This window comes from Pseudomonas sp. TE21394 (assembly GCF_054057835.1).
Genome location: NZ_JBSRZR010000001.1, coordinates 3,033,255 through 3,052,939, shown reverse-complemented (window position 1 = coordinate 3,052,939; position 19,685 = coordinate 3,033,255). Strand labels below are relative to the sequence as shown.

The 19,685-nt window shown below is 60.0% G+C and carries 17 protein-coding genes and 1 tRNA gene; 13 read left to right on the top strand and 5 right to left on the bottom strand.

Going from position 1 to position 19,685, the window contains the following annotated elements; genetic code table 11:
* Positions 1-94 precede the first annotated feature (94 nt).
* The 3 genes from ACVWZT_RS14085 to ACVWZT_RS14075 are packed head-to-tail and all read left to right on the top strand — an operon-like array spanning position 95 to position 3,095.
* Complete coding sequence (locus ACVWZT_RS14085) at positions 95-553, top strand: tripartite tricarboxylate transporter TctB family protein (protein ID WP_296229922.1); 459 nt, start codon at positions 95-97, stop codon at positions 551-553.
* A gap of 3 nt (positions 554-556) precedes the next feature.
* Positions 557-2,071: a tripartite tricarboxylate transporter permease gene (locus tag ACVWZT_RS14080; RefSeq protein ID WP_296229921.1), complete on the top strand. Its 1,515-nt coding sequence runs from the start codon at positions 557-559 to the stop codon at positions 2,069-2,071.
* Positions 2,064-3,095, top strand: a complete 1,032-nt coding sequence (locus ACVWZT_RS14075) for an AbrB family transcriptional regulator (protein WP_457469875.1) — start codon at positions 2,064-2,066, stop codon at positions 3,093-3,095. Before ACVWZT_RS14080 ends, ACVWZT_RS14075 begins: the two co-directional genes overlap by 8 nt.
* Before the next feature lie 32 nt (positions 3,096-3,127).
* On the opposite strand, the gene ung is transcribed toward ACVWZT_RS14075, so the two are convergent.
* Entirely contained in the window at positions 3,128-3,820 is a 693-nt protein-coding gene (gene ung / locus ACVWZT_RS14070) for a uracil-DNA glycosylase (RefSeq protein ID WP_296229918.1), read from the bottom strand.
* 126 nt (positions 3,821-3,946) lie between these two features.
* Between ung and ACVWZT_RS14065 the strand changes: the two genes are divergently transcribed.
* Positions 3,947-5,053 (top strand): enoyl-CoA hydratase/isomerase family protein, encoded by a 1,107-nt coding sequence (locus ACVWZT_RS14065; RefSeq protein WP_457469873.1) that lies wholly within the window; start codon positions 3,947-3,949, stop codon positions 5,051-5,053.
* Between the two features lie 67 nt (positions 5,054-5,120).
* On the opposite strand, the gene ACVWZT_RS14060 is transcribed toward ACVWZT_RS14065, so the two are convergent.
* Positions 5,121-5,564: a hypothetical protein gene (locus ACVWZT_RS14060; RefSeq protein WP_296229915.1), complete on the bottom strand. Its 444-nt coding sequence runs from the start codon at positions 5,562-5,564 to the stop codon at positions 5,121-5,123.
* 143 nt (positions 5,565-5,707) lie between these two features.
* Between ACVWZT_RS14060 and ACVWZT_RS14055 the strand changes: the two genes are divergently transcribed.
* The 7 genes from ACVWZT_RS14055 (at position 5,708) to ACVWZT_RS14025 (ending at position 12,204) form a co-directional block, all read left to right on the top strand.
* Complete coding sequence (locus tag ACVWZT_RS14055) at positions 5,708-5,917, top strand: cysteine-rich CWC family protein (protein WP_296229913.1); 210 nt, start codon at positions 5,708-5,710, stop codon at positions 5,915-5,917.
* Between the two features lie 9 nt (positions 5,918-5,926).
* The gene (locus ACVWZT_RS14050; protein WP_457469871.1) at positions 5,927-6,619 is read left to right on the top strand and encodes a pseudouridine synthase; all 693 of its coding nucleotides are present in this window, start codon (positions 5,927-5,929) and stop codon (positions 6,617-6,619) included.
* A gap of 345 nt (positions 6,620-6,964) precedes the next feature.
* A complete protein-coding gene (locus ACVWZT_RS14045) occupies positions 6,965-7,852 on the top strand; it encodes an alpha/beta fold hydrolase (RefSeq protein ID WP_296229911.1) in 888 nt (295 codons plus the stop codon).
* A gap of 210 nt (positions 7,853-8,062) precedes the next feature.
* Positions 8,063-8,136, top strand: a tRNA-Gly gene (locus ACVWZT_RS14040).
* A gap of 545 nt (positions 8,137-8,681) precedes the next feature.
* The gene (locus ACVWZT_RS14035) at positions 8,682-10,400 is read left to right on the top strand and encodes an ATP-dependent nuclease (protein ID WP_457469868.1); all 1,719 of its coding nucleotides are present in this window, start codon (positions 8,682-8,684) and stop codon (positions 10,398-10,400) included.
* 154 nt (positions 10,401-10,554) lie between these two features.
* Positions 10,555-11,775, top strand: a complete 1,221-nt coding sequence (locus tag ACVWZT_RS14030) for a UvrD-helicase domain-containing protein (protein ID WP_457469866.1) — start codon at positions 10,555-10,557, stop codon at positions 11,773-11,775.
* A 57-nt stretch (positions 11,776-11,832) separates the two neighbouring features.
* Positions 11,833-12,204: a 4-fold beta flower protein gene (locus ACVWZT_RS14025; protein ID WP_457469864.1), complete on the top strand. Its 372-nt coding sequence runs from the start codon at positions 11,833-11,835 to the stop codon at positions 12,202-12,204.
* Between the two features lie 544 nt (positions 12,205-12,748).
* Here the strand turns inward: ACVWZT_RS14025 and ACVWZT_RS14020 are convergent.
* On the bottom strand, positions 12,749-14,233 hold the full coding sequence (locus ACVWZT_RS14020; protein WP_457469862.1) for an SIR2 family protein: 1,485 nt from the start codon (positions 14,231-14,233) through the stop codon (positions 12,749-12,751).
* A gap of 599 nt (positions 14,234-14,832) precedes the next feature.
* On the opposite strand from ACVWZT_RS14020, the gene ACVWZT_RS14015 reads away from it, so the two are divergent.
* Both ACVWZT_RS14015 and ACVWZT_RS14010 read left to right on the top strand, forming a co-directional pair.
* Entirely contained in the window at positions 14,833-16,539 is a 1,707-nt protein-coding gene (locus tag ACVWZT_RS14015; RefSeq protein WP_457469861.1) for a SulP family inorganic anion transporter, read from the top strand.
* A gap of 103 nt (positions 16,540-16,642) precedes the next feature.
* The gene (locus ACVWZT_RS14010) at positions 16,643-17,650 is read left to right on the top strand and encodes a DUF4917 family protein (protein WP_457469859.1); all 1,008 of its coding nucleotides are present in this window, start codon (positions 16,643-16,645) and stop codon (positions 17,648-17,650) included.
* Positions 17,651-17,661: 11 nt separating this feature from the next.
* On the opposite strand, the gene ACVWZT_RS14005 is transcribed toward ACVWZT_RS14010, so the two are convergent.
* Both ACVWZT_RS14005 and ACVWZT_RS14000 read right to left on the bottom strand, forming a co-directional pair.
* Positions 17,662-18,705 carry a tetratricopeptide repeat protein gene (locus ACVWZT_RS14005; RefSeq protein ID WP_457469857.1) on the bottom strand — a complete coding sequence of 348 codons (1,044 nt, stop codon included), beginning with the start codon at positions 18,703-18,705 and terminating at the stop codon, positions 17,662-17,664.
* A gap of 1 nt (position 18,706) precedes the next feature.
* The gene (locus ACVWZT_RS14000) at positions 18,707-19,675 is read right to left on the bottom strand and encodes a type II secretion system F family protein (RefSeq protein ID WP_457469855.1); all 969 of its coding nucleotides are present in this window, start codon (positions 19,673-19,675) and stop codon (positions 18,707-18,709) included.
* Between the last annotated feature and the right edge of the window lie 10 nt (positions 19,676-19,685).

The window sequence follows — 19,685 nt, the reverse complement described above, 5'->3', positions numbered from 1 at the left end:
CGGGTTTACCCGCCAATGCGTCAGCTCGGACAGCACCGTTTTGGCGCCTGACGCTTGCGCGGGTAACCCCGCTCCCACGAACGAGGATTCCTTCATGATCCTGCAACGCATCTTTGCCCTGGTCCTGCTGGCAGTGTGCGCAGCCCTGGCCGTCATGGCCTGGCCCTATCAGGCGGCATTTTCCTATGAACCGGTAGGCCCGCGCGCCTATCCGCTGCTGATGCTCGGCCTGATGGCTCTGGGCCTGCTGTACCTGGTGTTCCGCCCCACCCCCATCGTGCGCAAGGACGACGAGCCGGAGCTGGACCGCGAAACCCTGACCAAGATCAGCGCCTGCGTCGGCCTGCTGATCGTATTCGCCAGCACCTTCGAAGCCCTGGGCTTCATCCTCAGTAGCATCCTGATCGGTGTACCCATGGCCCGCCTGTACGGCGGCCGCTGGCTGCACAGTTTCATCGTGGTGGCAGGCATGAGCCTGTTCCTCTACTGGTTGTTCGACCGCGTGATGGACGTGCCCTTGCCCCTTGGCCTGCTGAGCGTACTGGAGAACTGACACATGGATACCTTGAGCTACCTGGGCCAGGGCTTCGGCGTCGCCCTGTCCCCCTATAACCTGGTCACCGCCCTCACCGGTACGCTGATCGGCACCGTGGTCGGCCTGCTGCCTGGCCTCGGCCCGATCAACGGCGTGGCCTTGCTGATCCCCATCGCGTTTGCCCTCGGCCTGCCGCCGGAGTCGGCGCTGATCCTGCTTGCAGCGGTGTACCTGGGCTGTGAATACGGCGGGCGGATCAGCTCGATCCTGCTGAACATCCCGGGCGAGGCCTCGACCGTGATGACCACCCTCGATGGTTACCCGATGGCCCGCAATGGCCTGGCTGGCGTGGCGCTGTCACTGTCGGCATGGAGTTCGTTCATCGGTGCCTTGATCGCCACCTGCGGCATGGTGTTGTTCGCACCGCTGCTGGCAAAATGGGCGATTGCCTTCGGCCCGGCGGAATACTTCGTGCTGATGGTGTTCGCCATCGTCGCCCTTGGCGGGATGGCCGGTGACAAACCGTTGAAGACCTTCATCGCCGCACTGATCGGCCTGTTCCTGTCGGCCGTCGGCATCGACGCCAACAGTGGCGTGTACCGGTTCACCGGCGACAGCGTGCACCTGGCCGACGGCATCCAGTTCGTGGTGCTGGTGCTGGGCCTGTTCTCCATCAGCGAGATCCTCCTGCTGCTGGAAAAAACCCATCATGGTCACCAGGCGGTCAAGGCTACCGGGCGCATGCTGTTCAACCTCAAGGAAGCCGCCTCGGTGTTCGTGGTCAACATCCGCTGCGGCCTGCTGGGCTTCGTCATGGGCGTGCTGCCAGGCGCCGGCGCAACCCTGGCCAGCGCCGTGGCGTACATGACCGAGAAACGCATGGCGGGCGAAAAAGGCAATTTCGGCAAGGGTGATGCCCGCGGCCTGGCGGCCCCGGAAACCGCCATCGGCGCCTCCTGCTGCGGTGCCTTGGTACCCATGCTGACCTTGGGCGTACCTGGCTCGGGTACCACGGCGGTAATGATCGGTGCACTGACCCTGTACAACATCACCCCCGGCCCACTGTTGTTCGAACAGCAGCCGGACATCGTCTGGGGCCTGATCGCTTCGTTGTTCGTCGCCAACATCATGCTGGTGATCCTCAACATTCCGATGATCCGCATCTTTACCCGTATCCTGGCCGTACCGAACTGGGCACTGGTGCCGGTGATCGCCATCATCACCGCGATCGGCGTGTATGCCGTGCATGCCACCACCTTCGACCTGTTCCTGATGGTCGGCATCGGCATCATGGGCTACATCCTGCGCAAGCTGGACTTCCCGCTGTCGCCGATCCTGCTCGGTTTCATCCTTGGCGGGCTGATGGAACAGAACCTGCGCCGCGCCCTGTCGATCTCCAACGGTGAACTGGGCATCCTCTGGTCGAGCACGATCAGCCTGTCGGTATGGGTACTGACCATCTGCATGCTGACCCTGCCGCTGCTGCGCAGCTGGCGCAAGCGTAGCCTGCAGCGCCGTGCGATGGCCGATGCCTGATCGTTCCTCGCCGCTGTTTGTCGCGACCGGGCTGGTCGGCCTTGCCGGTGGTTTTGCCGCCAGCCAGGTCGGCTGGCCGTTGCCGTGGATGGTCGGCTCCCTGCTGGCGATCATCCTGGTGCGCTGCCTGACGCCCTGGCAACTGCCGGAAATCCCCAATGGCCGCAAATGCGGGCAGTGGATCATCGGCATCGGCATCGGACTGCACTTCACCCCGGCGGTGATCGAGCAGGCGGCCAGCCATTTCGCGCTGATCTTCTTCGGCGCACTGTTCACCACCGTGTCCAGCGTGCTCAGCGTATGGCTGCTGCGACGTACCGGTGAAGACCGCGCCACTGCGTTCTTCGCCAGCATGCCTGGTGGTTCGGGTGAGATGGTCAACCTTGGCGCTCGCAATGGCGCAGTGCTCAGCCAGGTGGCAGCGGCGCAGAGCCTGCGCGTGCTCGCGGTGGTGCTGTGTGTACCCGCGCTGTTCAAGTTCCTGCTGGGTGAAGGGGTGCCGTTGAATCATGCCGGCAGCGTGAGTTGGGGCTGGCTGGCAATGATTGCTCCGCTGGGCATTGCCGTTGCGTTGCTCTGGCAACGCTTGCGCCAACCCAATCCATGGTTGTTCGGGCCGTTGCTGGTAGCCGCCACGGTGAGCCTGGCGGCCAACCTGCAGATTGGCCTGCCCAATGGCGCCAGCCAGATCGGCCAGTGGCTGATCGGCAGCGGCCTGGCCTGTCACTTCAACCGCGCGTTCTTCCGCCGTGCGCCTTCGTTCCTCATGCGCACCCTGGTCGCAACGGCGTTATGCATGGCGATCGCCGCCAGCGCGGCCTGGGTGCTGAGCGTGATGACCGCGCTGGACCTGCGGTCGCTGACGTTGGGCATGATGCCCGGGGGAATTGCCGAGATGAGCCTGACCGCCGAGACCTTGCAGCTATCGGTGCCGCTGGTGACAGCGCTGCAGGTAATGCGGCTGCTGCTGGTGCTGTTCCTGGCAGAGCCGCTGTTCCGGCTATGGAATGCCAAGCCGGAATGATCGTGTCGCGTTCTGCGCGGTCTGTCAGGCCATCACAGCGGTGGCAATGCCCAGTTGATCGGCGCCAGCCCGCGCTGCTCGAGGAAGCTGTTGGCCCGGCTGAAATGGCCACAACCCAGGAAGCCCCGATAAGCTGACAACGGCGACGGATGTACCGATTTCAGCACCAGGTGCCGGGTCCCGTCGATCAGCTTCTGCTTGCTTTGTGCATGCGAGCCCCATAGCAGGAACACCACGTTCGGGCATTGCTCGCTGACTACCTGGATGATCCGGTCGGTAAACAACTCCCAGCCCTTCTTGGCATGCGATGCCGCATTCGCGCGCTCCACGGTCATGGTCGTGTTGAGCAACAGCACGCCCTGCTCGGCCCAGCTCTGCAGGTAGCCATGGTTGGGGATCGGGATATTCAGGTCACGCTGCAATTCCTTGTAGATGTTGACCAGCGACGGTGGCGCAGCCACGCCCGGCTGCACCGAGAAGCACAGGCCATGGGCCTGGCCCGGCCCGTGATACGGGTCCTGGCCGAGTATGACCACCTTCACCTGGTCCAGCGGCGTCGAATTCAGCGCATTGAAGATCAGCGGTCCTGGCGGATAGATCTCCTTGCCGGCGGCATATTCGCTGCGCAGGAACTCACGCAACTGATGCATGTAGGGCTGGTCGAATTCGGCGCGCAAGGCGGCTTTCCAGCTGGGTTCGAGTTTGATGCGATCGTCGTCAGTCATGGGGCCTTCCGTAAACAATGGCGCGACACTAGGTAAGCCCCGTGCGCTTGTCAAACGATCCGACCGACGACCGGCATGTTCGGCCAGGCAAGCCATACTTGTGCGATGACTTGCGCGAGGTAGCCCATGGCCATTCATTGCGAGGTACTCACCGGCGCCTGTGGCGCCCGCATCGGCATTGCCACCCTGGATGCGCCGAAGGCGATGAACGCCCTGAACCTGCCGATGATCGAGGTACTGGGCGAGCAACTGCACAGCTGGGCCCGTGATCCCGGGATCGTCTGCGTGCTACTGCGCGGCAGCGGTAGCAAGGCGTTCTGTGCAGGGGGCGATGTGCGAGCGCTGGTGGAGGCTTGCCGCGACCAGCCCGGCAGTGTACCTCCGCTGGCCGCCACCTTCTTCGCCGCCGAATACCGTCTGGACTACGCCCTGCACACCTACCCCAAGCCGCTGCTGTGCTGGGGGCACGGGCATGTGCTGGGTGGTGGCATGGGTCTGCTGCAAGGCGCCAACGTGCGCATCGTCACCCCCAGCAGTCGGCTGGCCATGCCGGAAATCAGCATCGGCCTGTACCCGGATGTGGGCGCCAGCTGGTTCCTGGCCCGCCTGCCGGGCAAGCTGGGCTTGTTCCTCGGCCTGACAGGCGCGCCGATCAATGCCCACGACGCCCTTGACCTGGGCTTGGCCGACCGCTTCCTGGGCGAGAACCAGCAGGAAGCGCTGATCGAGGAACTGCTGCAACTGAACTGGCAGGAGCAGACCGCACTGCAACTGAACAGCCTGCTCAAGGCCGAACAGCGCCGTGCCTGCGCCGAGCTGCCCGAGGCCCAATGGTTGCCGCGGCGGCCAGCGATCGATCAATTGCTCGATGTGGCCGATGCTGCCGCTGCGTGGCGTGCACTGGAAGGGCTCAAGCAGGACGACGACCCGCTGCTGGCAGAGGCCGGCCAGCGCTTGCATGAAGGCTGCCCGCTGACGGCACACCTGGTGTGGGAGCAGATCCACCGTGCTCGCCATTTGTCTTTGGCGCAGGTGTTCCAGATGGAATACAGCATGAGCCTGAACTGCTGTCGCCATCCGGAATTCAGCGAAGGGGTACGCGCCCGGCTGCTGGACAAGGACAACCAGCCGCGCTGGCACTGGCCCGACGTAACGCAGGTACCGGCGGCGGTGGTCGAGGCGCATTTTGCCAAGGTCTGGGAAGGGCGCCACCCGCTGGCTGATATGGGTTAGCGGCGAGAGCGCGCGTTTTGCACGCCCGTGGTGAAAAGGGGCGCAATGCGCCCCCGCTTCAATCCACCTACCGCTGCCAGTTCCCCCCCTGCCCACGCCGCCCATCCCAGCGACGGCCACCATCCCCTCGCCTGTCTGAATGCCATCGATCTTGCTGGTAGCGCTGGCTACCACCGCGATAGTCATGGCGGTCCCGGTCGCGCCCATAGTCGTAGCGCTGGCGGTTGCCATAGTCATAGCGTGGGTTGCCATGCCACTGCCGCATCGCTGGCGGCGGCGGCGAGCGGTAATACGGCGCTGGCGCCGAGCGGTAGTAGTAACGCGGCGCCGGCTGGTAGTAATAGCGCGGTTGTGGCGTCACGTAATAACGGTCATGACGGTAATAACCGGGCGATACGTAACGGTCGGTGTAGTAGTGATCCGAGCGATGGTAGCCCCCGCTCTCGTAGTACGGAACGCAGCCGGCAGTCATCAGCCCCAGCAGGGCGATCAACAGGATTCGATAGGACATGGCGGCCTCCTGGACCGCTGGAGTGCCCGAACAGCGGCGCTGGCGAGCGTCGACACGAAATGCGATCATCGACATGTGATAAGACCGTGGCGCCGAGGTGCAGTGCCATTTCTGCAACAATTTGACACAGCTGAGCGGCAGCCATGCCTGATACCCAACACTGCCCCGCCTGTGGCGCGTCCAACCAGTGCGCCCTTGCCGACCCGCGCCGCGCTACCCAGGCCTGCTGGTGCTACGCCGTGACCATCGACCCGGCCGTGCTTCAGGCGCTGCCCGCCGAACTGCGCGACAAAGCCTGCCTTTGCCCGCGCTGCGCGGCTGTTGAAGAACAACTTCGATCATCCGCCGACTGACAGTCCCCAATGCGTCTCGACCGCTTCCTTGCCAACCTGCCCAGCTACAACCGCCAGCAAGTGCGTCTGATGCTGGCGCAACGCCGCGTGCGTGTGGACGGCCAGACGACCAGCGACCCGCTGACCGAGGTTCGCGAGTTCAGCCGCGTCGAGCTGGACCAGCAGTTGCTGCAAGCCGGCCGCCCGGCGCGCTACCTGATGCTGCACAAGCCTGCGGGCTGCGTCAGTGCCACCCAGGACCCGCAGCATCGCACCGTGCTTAACCTGCTACCCGCTGCGCTGCGTGGAGACCTGCACATAGCTGGGCGCCTGGACTTCAACACTACGGGCCTGATGATCCTGACCAACGATGGCCAATGGTCACGGCGGCTTACCCAGCCCGCGACCAAGTTGCCCAAACACTACCTGGTGGAAACCGAGGACGAGATCGGCGAGCACTATGTGGCCAAATTCCGCGAGGGCTTCTACTTCGCCTTCGAGGATCTGACTACGCAACCTGCCCGGCTGGATATCCTGGGCCCGCGTCAGGCGCGGCTGGCGATCGTCGAAGGGCGTTATCACCAGGTCAAGCGCATGTTCGGCCATTTCGACAACAAGGTGGTGGGGTTGCACCGTGAGCGCATGGGCGCCATCCACCTGGACCCGGGGTTGGCACCAGGGGCGTTTCGCGAGCTGACGGCGGATGAAATAGCCACGGTCTAGGCTGCGACAGGCAGTCCAGCATCGCCACACGACCGCTCAGCGAGAAAAGTCACATTTCCCCCCGAACGGCACTTGCAGGATCCGCTACCCGCTGCTTGAATCGAAAACGTCAGTCTGCACGTGACTACCAAGTCACACTTGTGGACGAAGACGCCTTTTGCCGGCCACCCAGAGCCTCGATGCCTTGGGGCACGGCAAATTGCCCGCCAAAAAACAACACCCGTCGACACACGTGCCAAGGATCGACACAGGGCCCCGGTTTCTCTTCAGGCAAATGCCTACCTGTCATAAAGAACGTGCACCCTAGGTGACGCGAATACCCTTTTTGCGCCAGGAGTCGATGAGATGAGGCCAGAAATTGCTGTACTTGATATCCAAGGTCAGTATCGGGTTTACACGGAGTTCTATCGCGCTGACGCGGCCGAAAAAACGATCATCCTGATCAACGGCTCGCTGGCCACCACCGCATCGTTCGCCCAGACGGTACGTAACCTGCACCCGCAGTTCAACGTGGTACTGTTCGACCAGCCCTACGCTGGCAAGTCCAAGCCGCACAACCGTCACGAACGCCTGATCAGCAAAGAGACCGAAGCGCATATCCTGCTGGAGCTGATCGAGCACTTCCAGGCAGACCACGTGATGTCATTCTCGTGGGGTGGCGCAAGTACGTTGCTGGCGCTGGCGCACCGGCCGCGGCAGGTCAGGAAAGCGGTGGTGAGTTCGTTCTCGCCCGTGATCAACGAACCGATGCGCGACTATCTGGAGCGGGGCTGCCAGTACCTGGCCGCCTGTGATCGCTATCAGGTCGGCAACCTGGTCAACGACACCATTGGCAAGTACCTGCCGTCGCTGTTCAAGCGTTTCAACTACCGGCACGTCAGCAGCCTGGACAGCCACGAGTACGCGCAGATGCACTTCCACATCAATGAAGTGCTGCAGCATGACCTGGAACGGGCCCTGAACGGCGCGCGCCATATCGACATTCCGGTGCTGTTCATCAACGGCGAACGCGACGAGTACACCACCGTCGAAGATGCCCGGCAGTTCAGCAAGCATGTAGGCAGGAGCCAGTTCAGCGTGATACGTGAAGCTGGCCATTTCCTCGACATGGAACACAAGGCCGCTTCCGAAGACACCCGCAGTGTCCTGCTCAACTTCCTCAAGCCGACCATGCGCGAACCGCGTCAACACTACCAGCCGGTACAACAGGGGCAACATGCATTTGCCATTTGAGCGCCTTCGGCGCCCTGTAGCCGATACCCGCAGCTATGGGGTGCCGACAAGCTTTTTTATAACTCGGGCTTCTAATTCGTGGAGGGTTCTGGTAAAAAGCTCTGCGCAGACGCGGGTATAGTTTAGTGGCAAAACGAAAGCTTCCCAAGCTTTAGTTGAGGGTTCTTACTGGACAACCGCTTTTGTGAGCGAGCTTTACTAGCAAGACATGCGGGTATAGTTGAATGGTACAACTATTGCTTCCCAAGCAATCGGTGAGGGTTCGATTCCCTCTACCCGCTCCACCTTCAGGCCAGTAGTTCTGGGCCTTCCAGGGGAATCCCCCGCCCCGAGGCTACTCAAGGCCTCCTAGCGCCCCTCTCGAATCAAGCTCGCCCAGACGCCTTCCAAAGAGTCACCAGATTTGGTGCACCGTCAGCTTCCTCCTGAGCTACGCCAAAAGCCCGATGCCCCCCAACGGCACTCAATATTTCCCTAAAAGCGCTTTTCACTCCTACCCACGAATCGTCTCCACGCTCGTCATCCTAACCATCGAAAGGCGATCCAAATTTTCGAAAGGGAGTGAGCAGCCGGCCTACCCTTCCCCCTTCAAAAATCACCCTGAGATCGATCGGGTGCCAATCGCGATCACGATTGCAATCGCAACCTCAATTACCACCAGAATCACGATCTCGACCGATCACGCTCCCGCTGCCGATAGCGCTTCACGAAGCTGGCGTCGATCAGGTCATTGAATCGCCCCTGGTGTCTACGAAACCAGGGGCGATTCATTGAGTTATGTTTGAGCTCAGCTACTCTTGATCGCAATTGGCCACTTCTCGGGTGATGGATGCGCGTTGAGCAGTTGACTGTAAAGAATTTCAGGGGCATCAAGCATCTCGAATGGAAGCTGATGGGACAGTCCATTTGTTGCCTGATCGGCGTGGGCGATAGCGCGAAAACAACCGTGCTGGACGCCGTGGAGGCAGCCTTATCCCCACGGTGGATGACCTTCAACGAAGCCGACTTCCACCATGCAAACACCGCCGACGACATCGAAGTGGAAGTCACGATCGGCGAATTGTCCCGCGCTCTGCTCTCAGATGGTCGCTTCGGCCTGTATCTTCGTGGCCTCTCCCCTACGGGCGAGCTCAACGATGAACCTGAGGATGCCGACACCCCAGTCCTGACAGTAAGACTTTCGGTCGATGCGACCATGGAACCCGTTTGGTCTCTGGTCTGCGATCGCTATCCAGTTCCAAGAATCCTTTCGAACAGGGACAGGGCTATGTTCTGCCTTGTCCGGCTGGCCGGTGACGAGGCACGCCATCTGACCTGGGCCCAAGGGTCAGTACTCTCCAAGATGACTGAGGCCAACGATGAAACCGCGCAGATGCTGGCTCATGCTTATCGTTCTGCCCGTCATAGTGCCAACCTGAGCTCCATCCCAGAGTTAGCCCAAGCTGCCTCCTATGCCGAAACGGCTGCCCGCTCACTCGGCGCCTACATCAACCAAGCCTACTGCCCCGACCTTGAGCTAGGGCGAGGTGGATTCAATTCCAGCTCGATCGCGTTGCATGACGGCTCGGTACCATTGCGATTGGCAGGCCTTGGAACCAGGCGTTTGGCGACATTGGCTGTTCAACGTTCAGCCATCAGCGAAGGCGCCATCGTGCTCGTTGATGAGCTGGAGCAAGGCCTAGAGCCACACCGCGTCCTTGGCGCAATGGCGCAGCTAAAAAAATGGCAACAGGAGGCAGAGAAAGCGCATCTGGCTAAAGGCCAAATTCTCATGACCACTCATTCCGATGTCGTCCTAGCTGAGCTGCCTCCACCTTCTCTGTTCATCGTTTCCCGCTCACCCGAGGCGGTTGCAGACATCAAACATGCCCAGGCAAGCGGAGATATTTCCCGAGTTTTGAAGGGGGCTCCACGGGCTCTATTCGCCCGGAAAATTTTGCTCTGTGAAGGCGCAACAGAACTGGGGATGATGCTTGGATTGAGGGAGCGCTACCCCGACAGACACGATGGCGTTCCGATCGAGCAGCTCGGCGCGGCCATTATTGATGGCGGCGGATCAGCGGCCCCCCCCCTGGCGCTCGCGCTCCGGGCGCTCGGATACGAAGTGGGTCTGTTCAGAGATTCAGATCGAAAACTGGACGCCCACTTTGCTGCCAAACTACAAGCTCAAAGCGTGCGCGTCATCGAGTATGGGGGTGGTCTGAACACGGAGCGGGCGGTGTTCCAATCAGCCACTGATGCCCAAATTGACGGCCTGCTCGACCTGGTAATTGGCTTCATCAGTGAGCCCACGTTAGTGGATCACTTAGAAAAAACCTTCAAAGGCCTTGATGTCGATGCCTGTTTTTGTGATTGGGATCTGGTTGGTTCCAGCCCAGAGCTCCGGCTACGCTTAAGCGATCTAGCCGCCGAAAAAAGCTGGTTCAAAAATGCTGAGCGCGGTCGCGCTATATCCGCTCTCGTGATGCAAATAATCGACAACCCACATGTGTCGCCCATAGGCATATGCCTCCGCACCGTCGAGAGCTGGCTTTATGGTAACGCCTGAGTCCATTCTCACGCTCAGCCGTCGGGCCGTCGTGGCTCCAGCAGGCCATGGGAAAACGGAACTGATCGCCAAGGTGGCCGCCCTAGGGCACCGAACCTTAGTACTGACTCACACACACGCAGGCGTTCATGCAATCCGGGCTCGGCTCCAACGAATGCACGTGCCCAGCGACAAGGTTGTCGTAGACACCATTGCATCGTGGGCTCGCCAGTATGTCCAGGCGTTCCCAGGTCGTTCAGGAAGGCCTGCATTGCATCCCAACAAGCCCAATTGGGATGACGTCTACCTTGGCGCGGTTTCGATCCTGCAAAGCCCAGTCGTCCAGGAGGTCATCAAGGCCTCCTACGACCGCGTGCTGATAGACGAATATCAAGACTGCGAGCAGTACCAGCATTTGATTGCTGGCTGGCTCTCCAGCATTGTTCCGACCGTTATTTTCGGGGATCCCATGCAGGGCATTTTTGAATTCGTCGAAACCAAAATCGGCTGGAGCGACTCTGTCGCCAGTTACTTCACCCACGCTTATGAACTTCAAATACCCCACCGCTGGGCCAAAGCAAATACCGCGCTGGGTCAATGGATTGCGGAAACTCGGCAGAAGCTGATGATAGGGGAACCAATCGATCTTCGAGAGGGGCCCATTAACTACATCCAGAGCAATAATGCATTTGATATGTCGCTGTTCTTTGATGAGTTCAACTCCAGAACCGGTTCGACGGCAGCGATAAACTGCTGGAGAAACACTTGCAACGACTTAGCCAAGAGCACCAGGGGAGCTTTTCAATCGATTGAAGAAATAGCGGCGAAGCGTTTGATGGATTTTGCAGAAATCTGGGATATGTCAGTGTCCGCCCCACAAGCACGCGCCGATGGGTTGAGATCACTTATTGATGATGCGATCACTCGTGCTCCGGCTGCGCCAGGGCATCCATCCGATGCCATCCTCGATATCGAAATTTCTGCCGCCTGGGCGATACTGTCGATTAATGGTTCAGCTGAAAGTGCTCTGGAGGTATTGAAACTGGAGAGGAGTCACCCCCTGTCGAGAACATTCCGAGGGGAGCTCATCGGTGATACCAGGCGGGCATTAAGTGAAATCATGGATGGCAGGCATCAGAGCCTTGTCGCTGCGTCGGAAGCAGTAAGGCAGCGCCTAAGCAGGACAGGAAGAGCACCGGTGGCCAGGACAATATCAACCCCCCTGCTCCTCAAAGGGCTGGAGTTCGACCACGTATTGATTCCCGACGCGATCCACTACACCAGGCAAAAATCTGCAGCTGCCAAGTCTTTCTACGTCGCCATTTCCAGAGCCAAGCATACCCTCACGATCTCTAGCAAAACTCCCATTCTGGAATTCCCTCTGCCAAACCTTTAGCGGATACAACCAATAGCGCTCCCCAAGAGCGCTACCCATGATATGTAGGGGAGTAGTATGGAAGAAACACTCTATGACGGTCGGGGTCGACCAGTAGCGTACATTGCCGACGACAACGAGATGTCTATTTATCTTTGGTCAGGCCATGCAGTGGCATATGTTGTTGAAGAAAACCTTTATGGCTGGAACGGCCAGCACATTGGCTGGTTCGTTGATGGGGTGCTTTATAACCGACGAGGGCAACGGGCGGGATCAATCGGCGGCCAGTGCCCTTACGCGCTGTATGCTGCTCCAGCCAAGTACGCCAAGTACGCAAAATATGCCAAGTACGCTCGCTATGCTGCTTACGCTCGGCCAGGCCTCAGCAGCAGCTATAGCCAAGAACCCTTGGAGGACTTCTTAAAAAGTGGGGCTGTTGGGCGGGTGTAGGGCGATCAAAAAGTGCGCCTCATGGCTGTGCTTTGAGCTATGGAGCACAGCCACGAACGGGTGTAGACATTCCACCCGTTTCAGGACGAAGACGTTTTCGGTGGCGCTCGGAGATCGGGAATGGTGAAAAGCTTATCGCCAAATCCCCAAGGAAGACATCCGGCAAGGCCGCAAACCTCAGCCAGATGACGTGCGTCAAATCCTCACTCGCAACCTCAACCTGGCCGAAGCAGTAGAGCTGTTTGGAATCAAAATCCAGCCCGAGCGCATGGCTCAGAAGATGGTTCTGGCGGAGAAATGAAAGCGGTGGCCTTAGTCAGGAACCTGCAGTCGCATGGGGTTAGCGTGATGGAACAGTGCATGTGCGAGATTGAGCGGTTTTCGAGGGTTACGGGCGCTGGGACTTTGCATCGGATTGCGCCGTTGGTTGAGTGACCTCGAATGATTGTCTCTGGCGGAGGTAAGGACGGTCTGTGCAAGGCCTGCAACTGATCAACCCACCTGATAGCTTTTGAACGACTCGTCTTAAACAAGCTTGGGCCACTCACCCGGCGTGAATCTTGCTCAAAATTTCCGGGATGTCGCCATACTCCTCGTACCAGATGACGCTCACCCCTAGCTCACGCATAAGCTCTTCGTTGGTGGCATGGTGTCTTTCAAGGAAGCGCTCAACCACAGCATTTGAGATTTTGAGAGGCTTGCCACTCGCCCCTTCCATGAATTTCTTGGAGGTTAAACGCCGCATAAAAGCGAAGTGTTTGGGCTCCTCGATCGATTTGGACGCGATCTCCAATAGCCGGCGCAGATTCGGATCGGTCAGTGAAAGACCGATCATAAGGCACGAGCTTTCCTTGAAGCTGTTCAACTGAACCAAATTTGACCAGTGATAGGCGTCACGGTAAATCTGATGGTAGCCTTCCTCAGAGAAAACTAAGGTGCATCGATCCAGATTGGAGTAGCGCTGCCTATCCTCCGGTAAAAAACCATGCACATGGTATACAGGCAGTTCTTCAGCGCTTGGTGTTTCAAACTCTTCGAACACGCTTTTATGTACCAACGAGCGCGAGAGCAGCGCCCTCTCAATGAAATCATCAAAGTTATAGGTCAAAATAGATTTTACGTTGGCACCGGTTCGAGTCGGGGTACATAGCTTCGCGATAGAAGAAATCAGCTCTGATTCAACTGGGAATTTTTTGTCACGCAAAGAATAAAGCTGATGGGTGATTGCATCAACAAACCCTTGCTGCTCTACAGGTGATCCCACAGCAAGCCCTTTTCGGATATACCTTGCTAACATCAATGTGGACGGCCCATCTACTTCCATTAGCCTGGCGACGATTTCAGATACCTTAACCGGATCGCCGTGGGGGCCGGCGAAATTTTCCTGCGATAGCATAGAAACAAATAAGGAATTCAGCAGAGTATTCCAATCAGGCAATCCAGCGCTACTGGATACTCCAGCGCCAAGAATTAAAGAAAACCTGCCTGCTCGGTATTTTTCAGCAACTGCTTTTACTAACTGATCACGATCTTCCTTCCACGACCTGACAGTACGCTCCGCAGCCATTTTTAAACGCAGAGAAAACAAATTAGAGGTGAGCGCTTCTACAGCCTCCTTATGCTTCTGCATCAGTTCGTTGACTTCCTTCCCACCCCATAGGTAGACAAGATTGTCCGCTTGTGGGTTTTCTTCATTGATATAAATACTTTTCTTCAGATCTGATATTTTTGGAGCAATGATCAGCAAACTGTAACCGCGACTAGAATGCCCTCTAAATTTTTCAACGGTAGCATCGAGCTTTGACCGGGAAACAGAAAATACGATTTCCACAACCAGCGGTGAAGAAATTTCACCGATACCACTTGGAGCAATGGCGTCAAAAGCTGAAACATGGCTGTCTTGACCTTCAACCTTCTGCCCTAACTGCTGTCCCTCGACCTGAAGGAGTTTGATAATGAATGCTTCTAAGAAAAGATATCCGCCCGATCCATAGTCCGCCAGGCGCTCTTCCAGAGTGTTGAAATCCATTGACTCAAATCCTAGTTCATGACATCGATTTGACTACTTTGAAGGCAAAGACACGGACTAGCCGCCATACCAAAGCCGCCGGGAGGGGCTCACGCTACCACAGATTCAGACGCCATTTATAGCCATTAGCCATCTCCTCGTCGCGCTGCTTTTGGTGCCTCTGGCACCTCTGATTGGAAGGACAATTTACGTCGAATTCACAGGTTGGAGCCGCCGACCAAAAACGCGACATGAGCTCCGGATCGGACGACCCTAGGCGAGTATTGCGTTGCAATTGGCTCCGGGGATACTGTGGGATGACGGTGCACCGTGGTGCACGGTGGAGAAAACGGCTATCTCCCCATAAAGAGGGGGCTTGGGGACGAGAGATCACTACACGGATACACGCTTTAAGCCGGAAATATCCAATAAGAGTTCGATTCCCTCTACCCGCTCCACATCGCGTTTCCGCATGCCGTTCCAGCAACGTCATCGCTGTCAAAAGGGGCCTCGGCTCCTTTTTTCGTTTCTGCTCTTCCTTGACTTGCACCATGGCCATTTGCCCGCTGATCCGCTTCAATGCGCAGAGGGTTCCGTGGAACATTTCGAAAGGACGACGCATGTTTCTCTCCCGCTGGCTACCGGGCCTTGCCAACCTGCTGCACTACCGCCGCGAGTGGTTCCACGCCGACCTGCAGGCCGGCCTGTCGGTGGCCGCGATCCAGATCCCGATCGCCATCGCCTACGCGCAGATCGTCGGCCTGCCGCCGCAGTACGGCCTGTACGCCTGTGTGCTGCCGATGATGGTCTACGCCCTGATCGGCAGCTCGCGCCAGTTGATGGTCGGCCCCGATGCCGCCACCTGCGCCATGATCGCCGGCGCCGTGGCACCATTGGCCATGGGCGAGCCGCAGCGGATTGCCGAGCTGTCGGTGATCGTCACCCTGCTGGTCGGGGTGATGCTGATTGCCGCAGGCGTGGCCCGGGCCGGGTTCATCGCCAGCTTCTTCTCGCGACCGATCCTGATCGGCTACCTCAACGGCATCGGCCTGAGCCTGATCGCCGGGCAACTGTCCAAGGTGGTGGGGTTCACGATCGAAGGCGACGGATTCATTCTCAGCGTGATCGACTTTTTCCAACGCCTGGGGGAAATCCACTGGGTAACGCTCTTCATCGGCCTGAGCGCGCTGGGCCTGCTGATATGGCTGCCACGACGCTACCCGCGCCTGCCGGCGGCACTTACCGTCGTGGTGCTGTTCATGCTGCTGGTCGGCGCGTTCGGCCTCGACCGCTTCGGTGTCGCCATCCTAGGCCCGGTGCCCGCCGGCATGCCGCAACTGGCCTGGCCACACAGTAACCTGGCAGAAATGAAAAGCCTGCTGCGCGACGCCTTGGGTATCGCCACCGTCAGTTTCTGCAGCGCCATGCTCACTGCACGCAGCTTTGCCGCCCGGCATGGCTACGCCATCAATGCCAACCACGAATTCGTCGCCCTGGGCGTCAGTAACCTGGCTGCCGGAATGTCCCAGGGTTTCGCCATCAGCGGCGCCGACTCGCGTACCGCCGTCAACGACATGGTCGGTGGCAAAAGCCAGCTGGTGGGTATCATCGCCGCGCTGGTCATCGCCCTGATCCTGCTGCTGTTCACCGCGCCGATGGCGTGGATCCCGCAGGCCGCGCTGGGTGCCGTGTTGCTGATGGCCGGCTGGGGGTTGATCGACATCAGGTCGCTGGGGCACATCCGCCGCCTCAGCCGCTTCGAGTTCTGGCTGTGCCTGCTGACCACGGTGGGCGTGCTGGGCCTGGGCGTGCTGCCCGGCATCGTGTTTGCCGTGACCCTGGCGATCCTGCGCCTGCTGTACAGCATCTACCAACCCACCGACGCGGTGCTGGGCTGGCTGCCGGGCACCGAAGGCCAGGTGGACATCCGCAAGCACAAGGATGCGCGCACCGTGCCAGGCCTGGTGGTATACCGCTTCGACGACGCGATCCTGTTCTTCAACGCCGACTACTTCAAGATGCGCTTGCTCGAAGCCGTGCAAAGCCAGGCACACCCCAAGGCCGTGCTGTTCGATGCCGAAGCGGTCACCAGCATTGATGTCAGCGGCATCGCCGCCCTGCGTGAGGTACGCGACACCCTGGCAGCCCAGGGCATCCTGTTTGCGATCGCCAGGGCCCGCGGCACCTTCCTGCGCATGCTGGTGCGCTCGGGAATGGCACGGGAGATGGAAGACCAGCTGCTGTTCGGTTCGGTCCGGGCGGGCATCCGCGCGTACAGGGTGTGGCGTAACCGCAATCGCCGTGTGCAGGTGGCTGCGCAAGGTTGAACCGTCGAGTGGCTGCTGCCGGCGACAGGGCCGGTACAAGCTACACAGCGTGCAGGACATGCTAAAGTCGCCCCCGTTCCCGCTCCACCCAACGGACCCCAGCATGCCCGCACTCGACGCCGCCCTCACCCCCTGGCCAGCCCTCGCCGCCCGCCATCCCTGTGACGCCCTGCTGCTGGGCAATGGCCTCAGCCGGGCGCTGTGGAAGCCGTTCGGCTACTTCTCGCTGTTCGAGGAAGCGCAGCGCGCCGGCCGCAAGAAAGGTCTGGCCGTCAGCGACCAGGCCCTGTTCAAGTCGTTGGGCACGGAACTGTTCGAGCCCGTGCTCAGCACCCTCAACACCACAGTACGGGCCAATGCCGCGCTGGCCATCAATTCCACTGCGCCGCTGAACCGCTACTACTCGATCAAGGAAGCGCTGATCCACGCCGTTCGCACCGTCCATCTGCCGTGGCCACGCATGCCGGTCGCCACCCTGGCAGCGCTCAACCTGGCCCTGCGCGGCTACCGCAGCATCTATACCAGCAACTACGACCTGCTGCTGCCATGGGCCGTGCAACACGCACCTGACGGCTTCGCCGAACTGTTCGACGAGCAAGGTTTCTTCGACGTGCGTTGCACCCACAGTGAGGGTCCCCGGCTGCTGTACCTGCACGGCGGCCTGCACCTGCTCAAGCTGCCCGACGGCAGCACCCGCCAGCGCAGCGCCGACAGCGCCGAACTGCTCGAAGGCTTTGCCGTGAACATCCCCGGCGAAGTACCGCTGTTCGTCAACGAAGACCGCAGCGACGAGAAACTGCGCGCCATCCGCAACTCGGACTACCTGAGCTGGTGCCTGGGGCAACTGGCCCGTGAAAGTCAGGGGCTATGCCTGTTCGGGCAGCATCTGGACAGTACTGACCAGCACCTGCTCGAAGCCATTCGGCAAGCCCGGCCAAAGCAGCTGGCGGTGGCAATACGGCCATTGAGCGAGGCTTCGGTGATCAACCAGAAGCAGCATTTCGTCGATCGGTTGGGGGATTTGCCTGGCACGGATCTGCATTTCTTCGATGCCGGTACGCATCCGTTGGGTGACGCGGAATTGGCGACAGGGTTGCCGCCAACCCGCTGACCACACGCCCCTCAGGGCGCCGATGCGGTCGTCACCTGCACCACCGGGCCCACCGCAACGGGCTCTGCCACTGCTGCATTGCCGCCCAACTGGCGAATCTGCCGCACCTGCTGGACCCTGTTCAGGTTCTCCCAGGCGACGGCATAGTGCCCGGGCGACTGTTCGATCGCGCTGCGGAAAAACTGCTCGGCGATATCCAGCTTGCCTTCCACCAGGCAGACGTAGCCGACGTCATTGCTGGCTTCGGCACGTTTTTCGACTTGCTCGAAGGCAGACACGGCCTCCTCATAGCGCGCCATGCGGGCCAGCAGCAAGCCATAGTTGCGCCAAAGCGGTTTGTAGGTACCGTCGTAGCTCACCCCACGTTTGTAGCGCTGCTCGGCTTCGCCCCATTGCCCGGCCATGTAGTAGGAGTAGCCCAGGCTGTTCTGCACGAACGCGGAACGTGGCTCGATGAGCTCGGCCAGGCGGTAGTAGGTCTGGGCCTCGGCGAAGTTGTCATCCAGGTCGGCGAGCACCCCCAGCCCGTTGTACGCCTTCAGCGGCGACTTGCTGTCCACCCTGAGTGCGGCCGCCCCAGCCGGGGTGTTGTTCGGGTCCTTGGCGAAACGTTTCTGATCCACGGCGACGGCTTTCAACAGCAGCGCCTTGGCTTGTTCATATTTACGCAACGACAGGTTCAGCAGGCCCAGTTCCGTCAGGGCATCGGGGTTTTCAGGCGCCTTGGCCAGCACTTCGTTTAAGGCCATCTCGGCAAGCTGGTTATTGCCACGCTCACGGTGAATACGGCCCACCCAGACCAGCGCCTCATAGCGTTCCGGGGCCAGCTCGAGGACGCGCAAGTACTGGTACAGTGCCTGGTCGAGGTCCCCGGCCTGGTAGGCCATTGCCGCAACCTGCATCGCCTGGTCGGGCGAGTTGCTCTGTGTCTGCACCTGGTAGAGCACCGAATTGCCCGCCGAATAGACCGAACGTACACCGTTCACCTCTGGCCCCATGCTCTGGCACCCCGACAGCACGGCTATCACGGGCAATAACAAACCGATCCTGTTCATGTCATGGCTTCCCGAACGTTTTGATTATCCCGATGATCACCGGGCCGATGGCTACCAGAAAAAAGCTTGGCCACAGACAGAAAATTAGCGGAAAAACCAGCTTCGTTCCGATTTTCGCGCCCATTTCCTCGGCGGCCTGCATACGCCGGTCGCGAAACTCCTCGGCATAGATTCGCAAGGTAGCTGCGACGCTGGTACCGAAGCGGATACTCTGCGCCAGCAGGCTGACCAGGCCCTGGATGTCTTCCAGGCCAGTGCGGTCTGCCAGTTGCCTGAGCGCTTCGGTACTGGAGATACCCGCGCGGATCTGCGCGTTGACCAAGGCCAGTTCCTCGGCCAGCTCAGCCTGGCTGACCGCCATTTCCTCAGCCACCCGCTCGATAGCCTGGGGTAACGCCAGGCCCGATTCCACGCACACCACCAGCAAGTCCAAGGCGTCGGGGAAAGCTGCGCGCAACCGCCCCTGTCGCGCCTTCTTGCGCTTGTCGACATACACCGCCGGCAGCAGCCACCCGGCGGCAACCCCGGTCAGCACCACGCCCAGACCGGTCAGCTGGGAAAGGTTCGGCACCATGGGCAACACCAGCAGCGACACGCCCAGCAGTGTCAGTGGCAACAGCAGGCGTACGGCCCAATAAACCTGAACCGACGACGCCGAGCCATAACCGGCATGGGTCAACAGGGTGCGGGTGGCTGACACCTTGTCGGCGGCAGACGGAGCAACGCGCCGACCGACCCGCTCCAGTAACAACTGCAGGTTGCCGGGTGCCTCGCGCCCGGGCGCGACGCTGGAATGGTCACGCTTGATCAAGGCAAGACGGCGTTGCAGCGGGCTCTGCAACCCCAGCACCAGCAACGTCACGGTGACCACCGCAATGACCGTGCTCACCCCGATCGCACCAACGATCAGCAGGCGCGCCAATGCCTCGCTGTCCGTCACCCCACTCAACAAACCGAGCAAATAGTCCATGACCAACGCT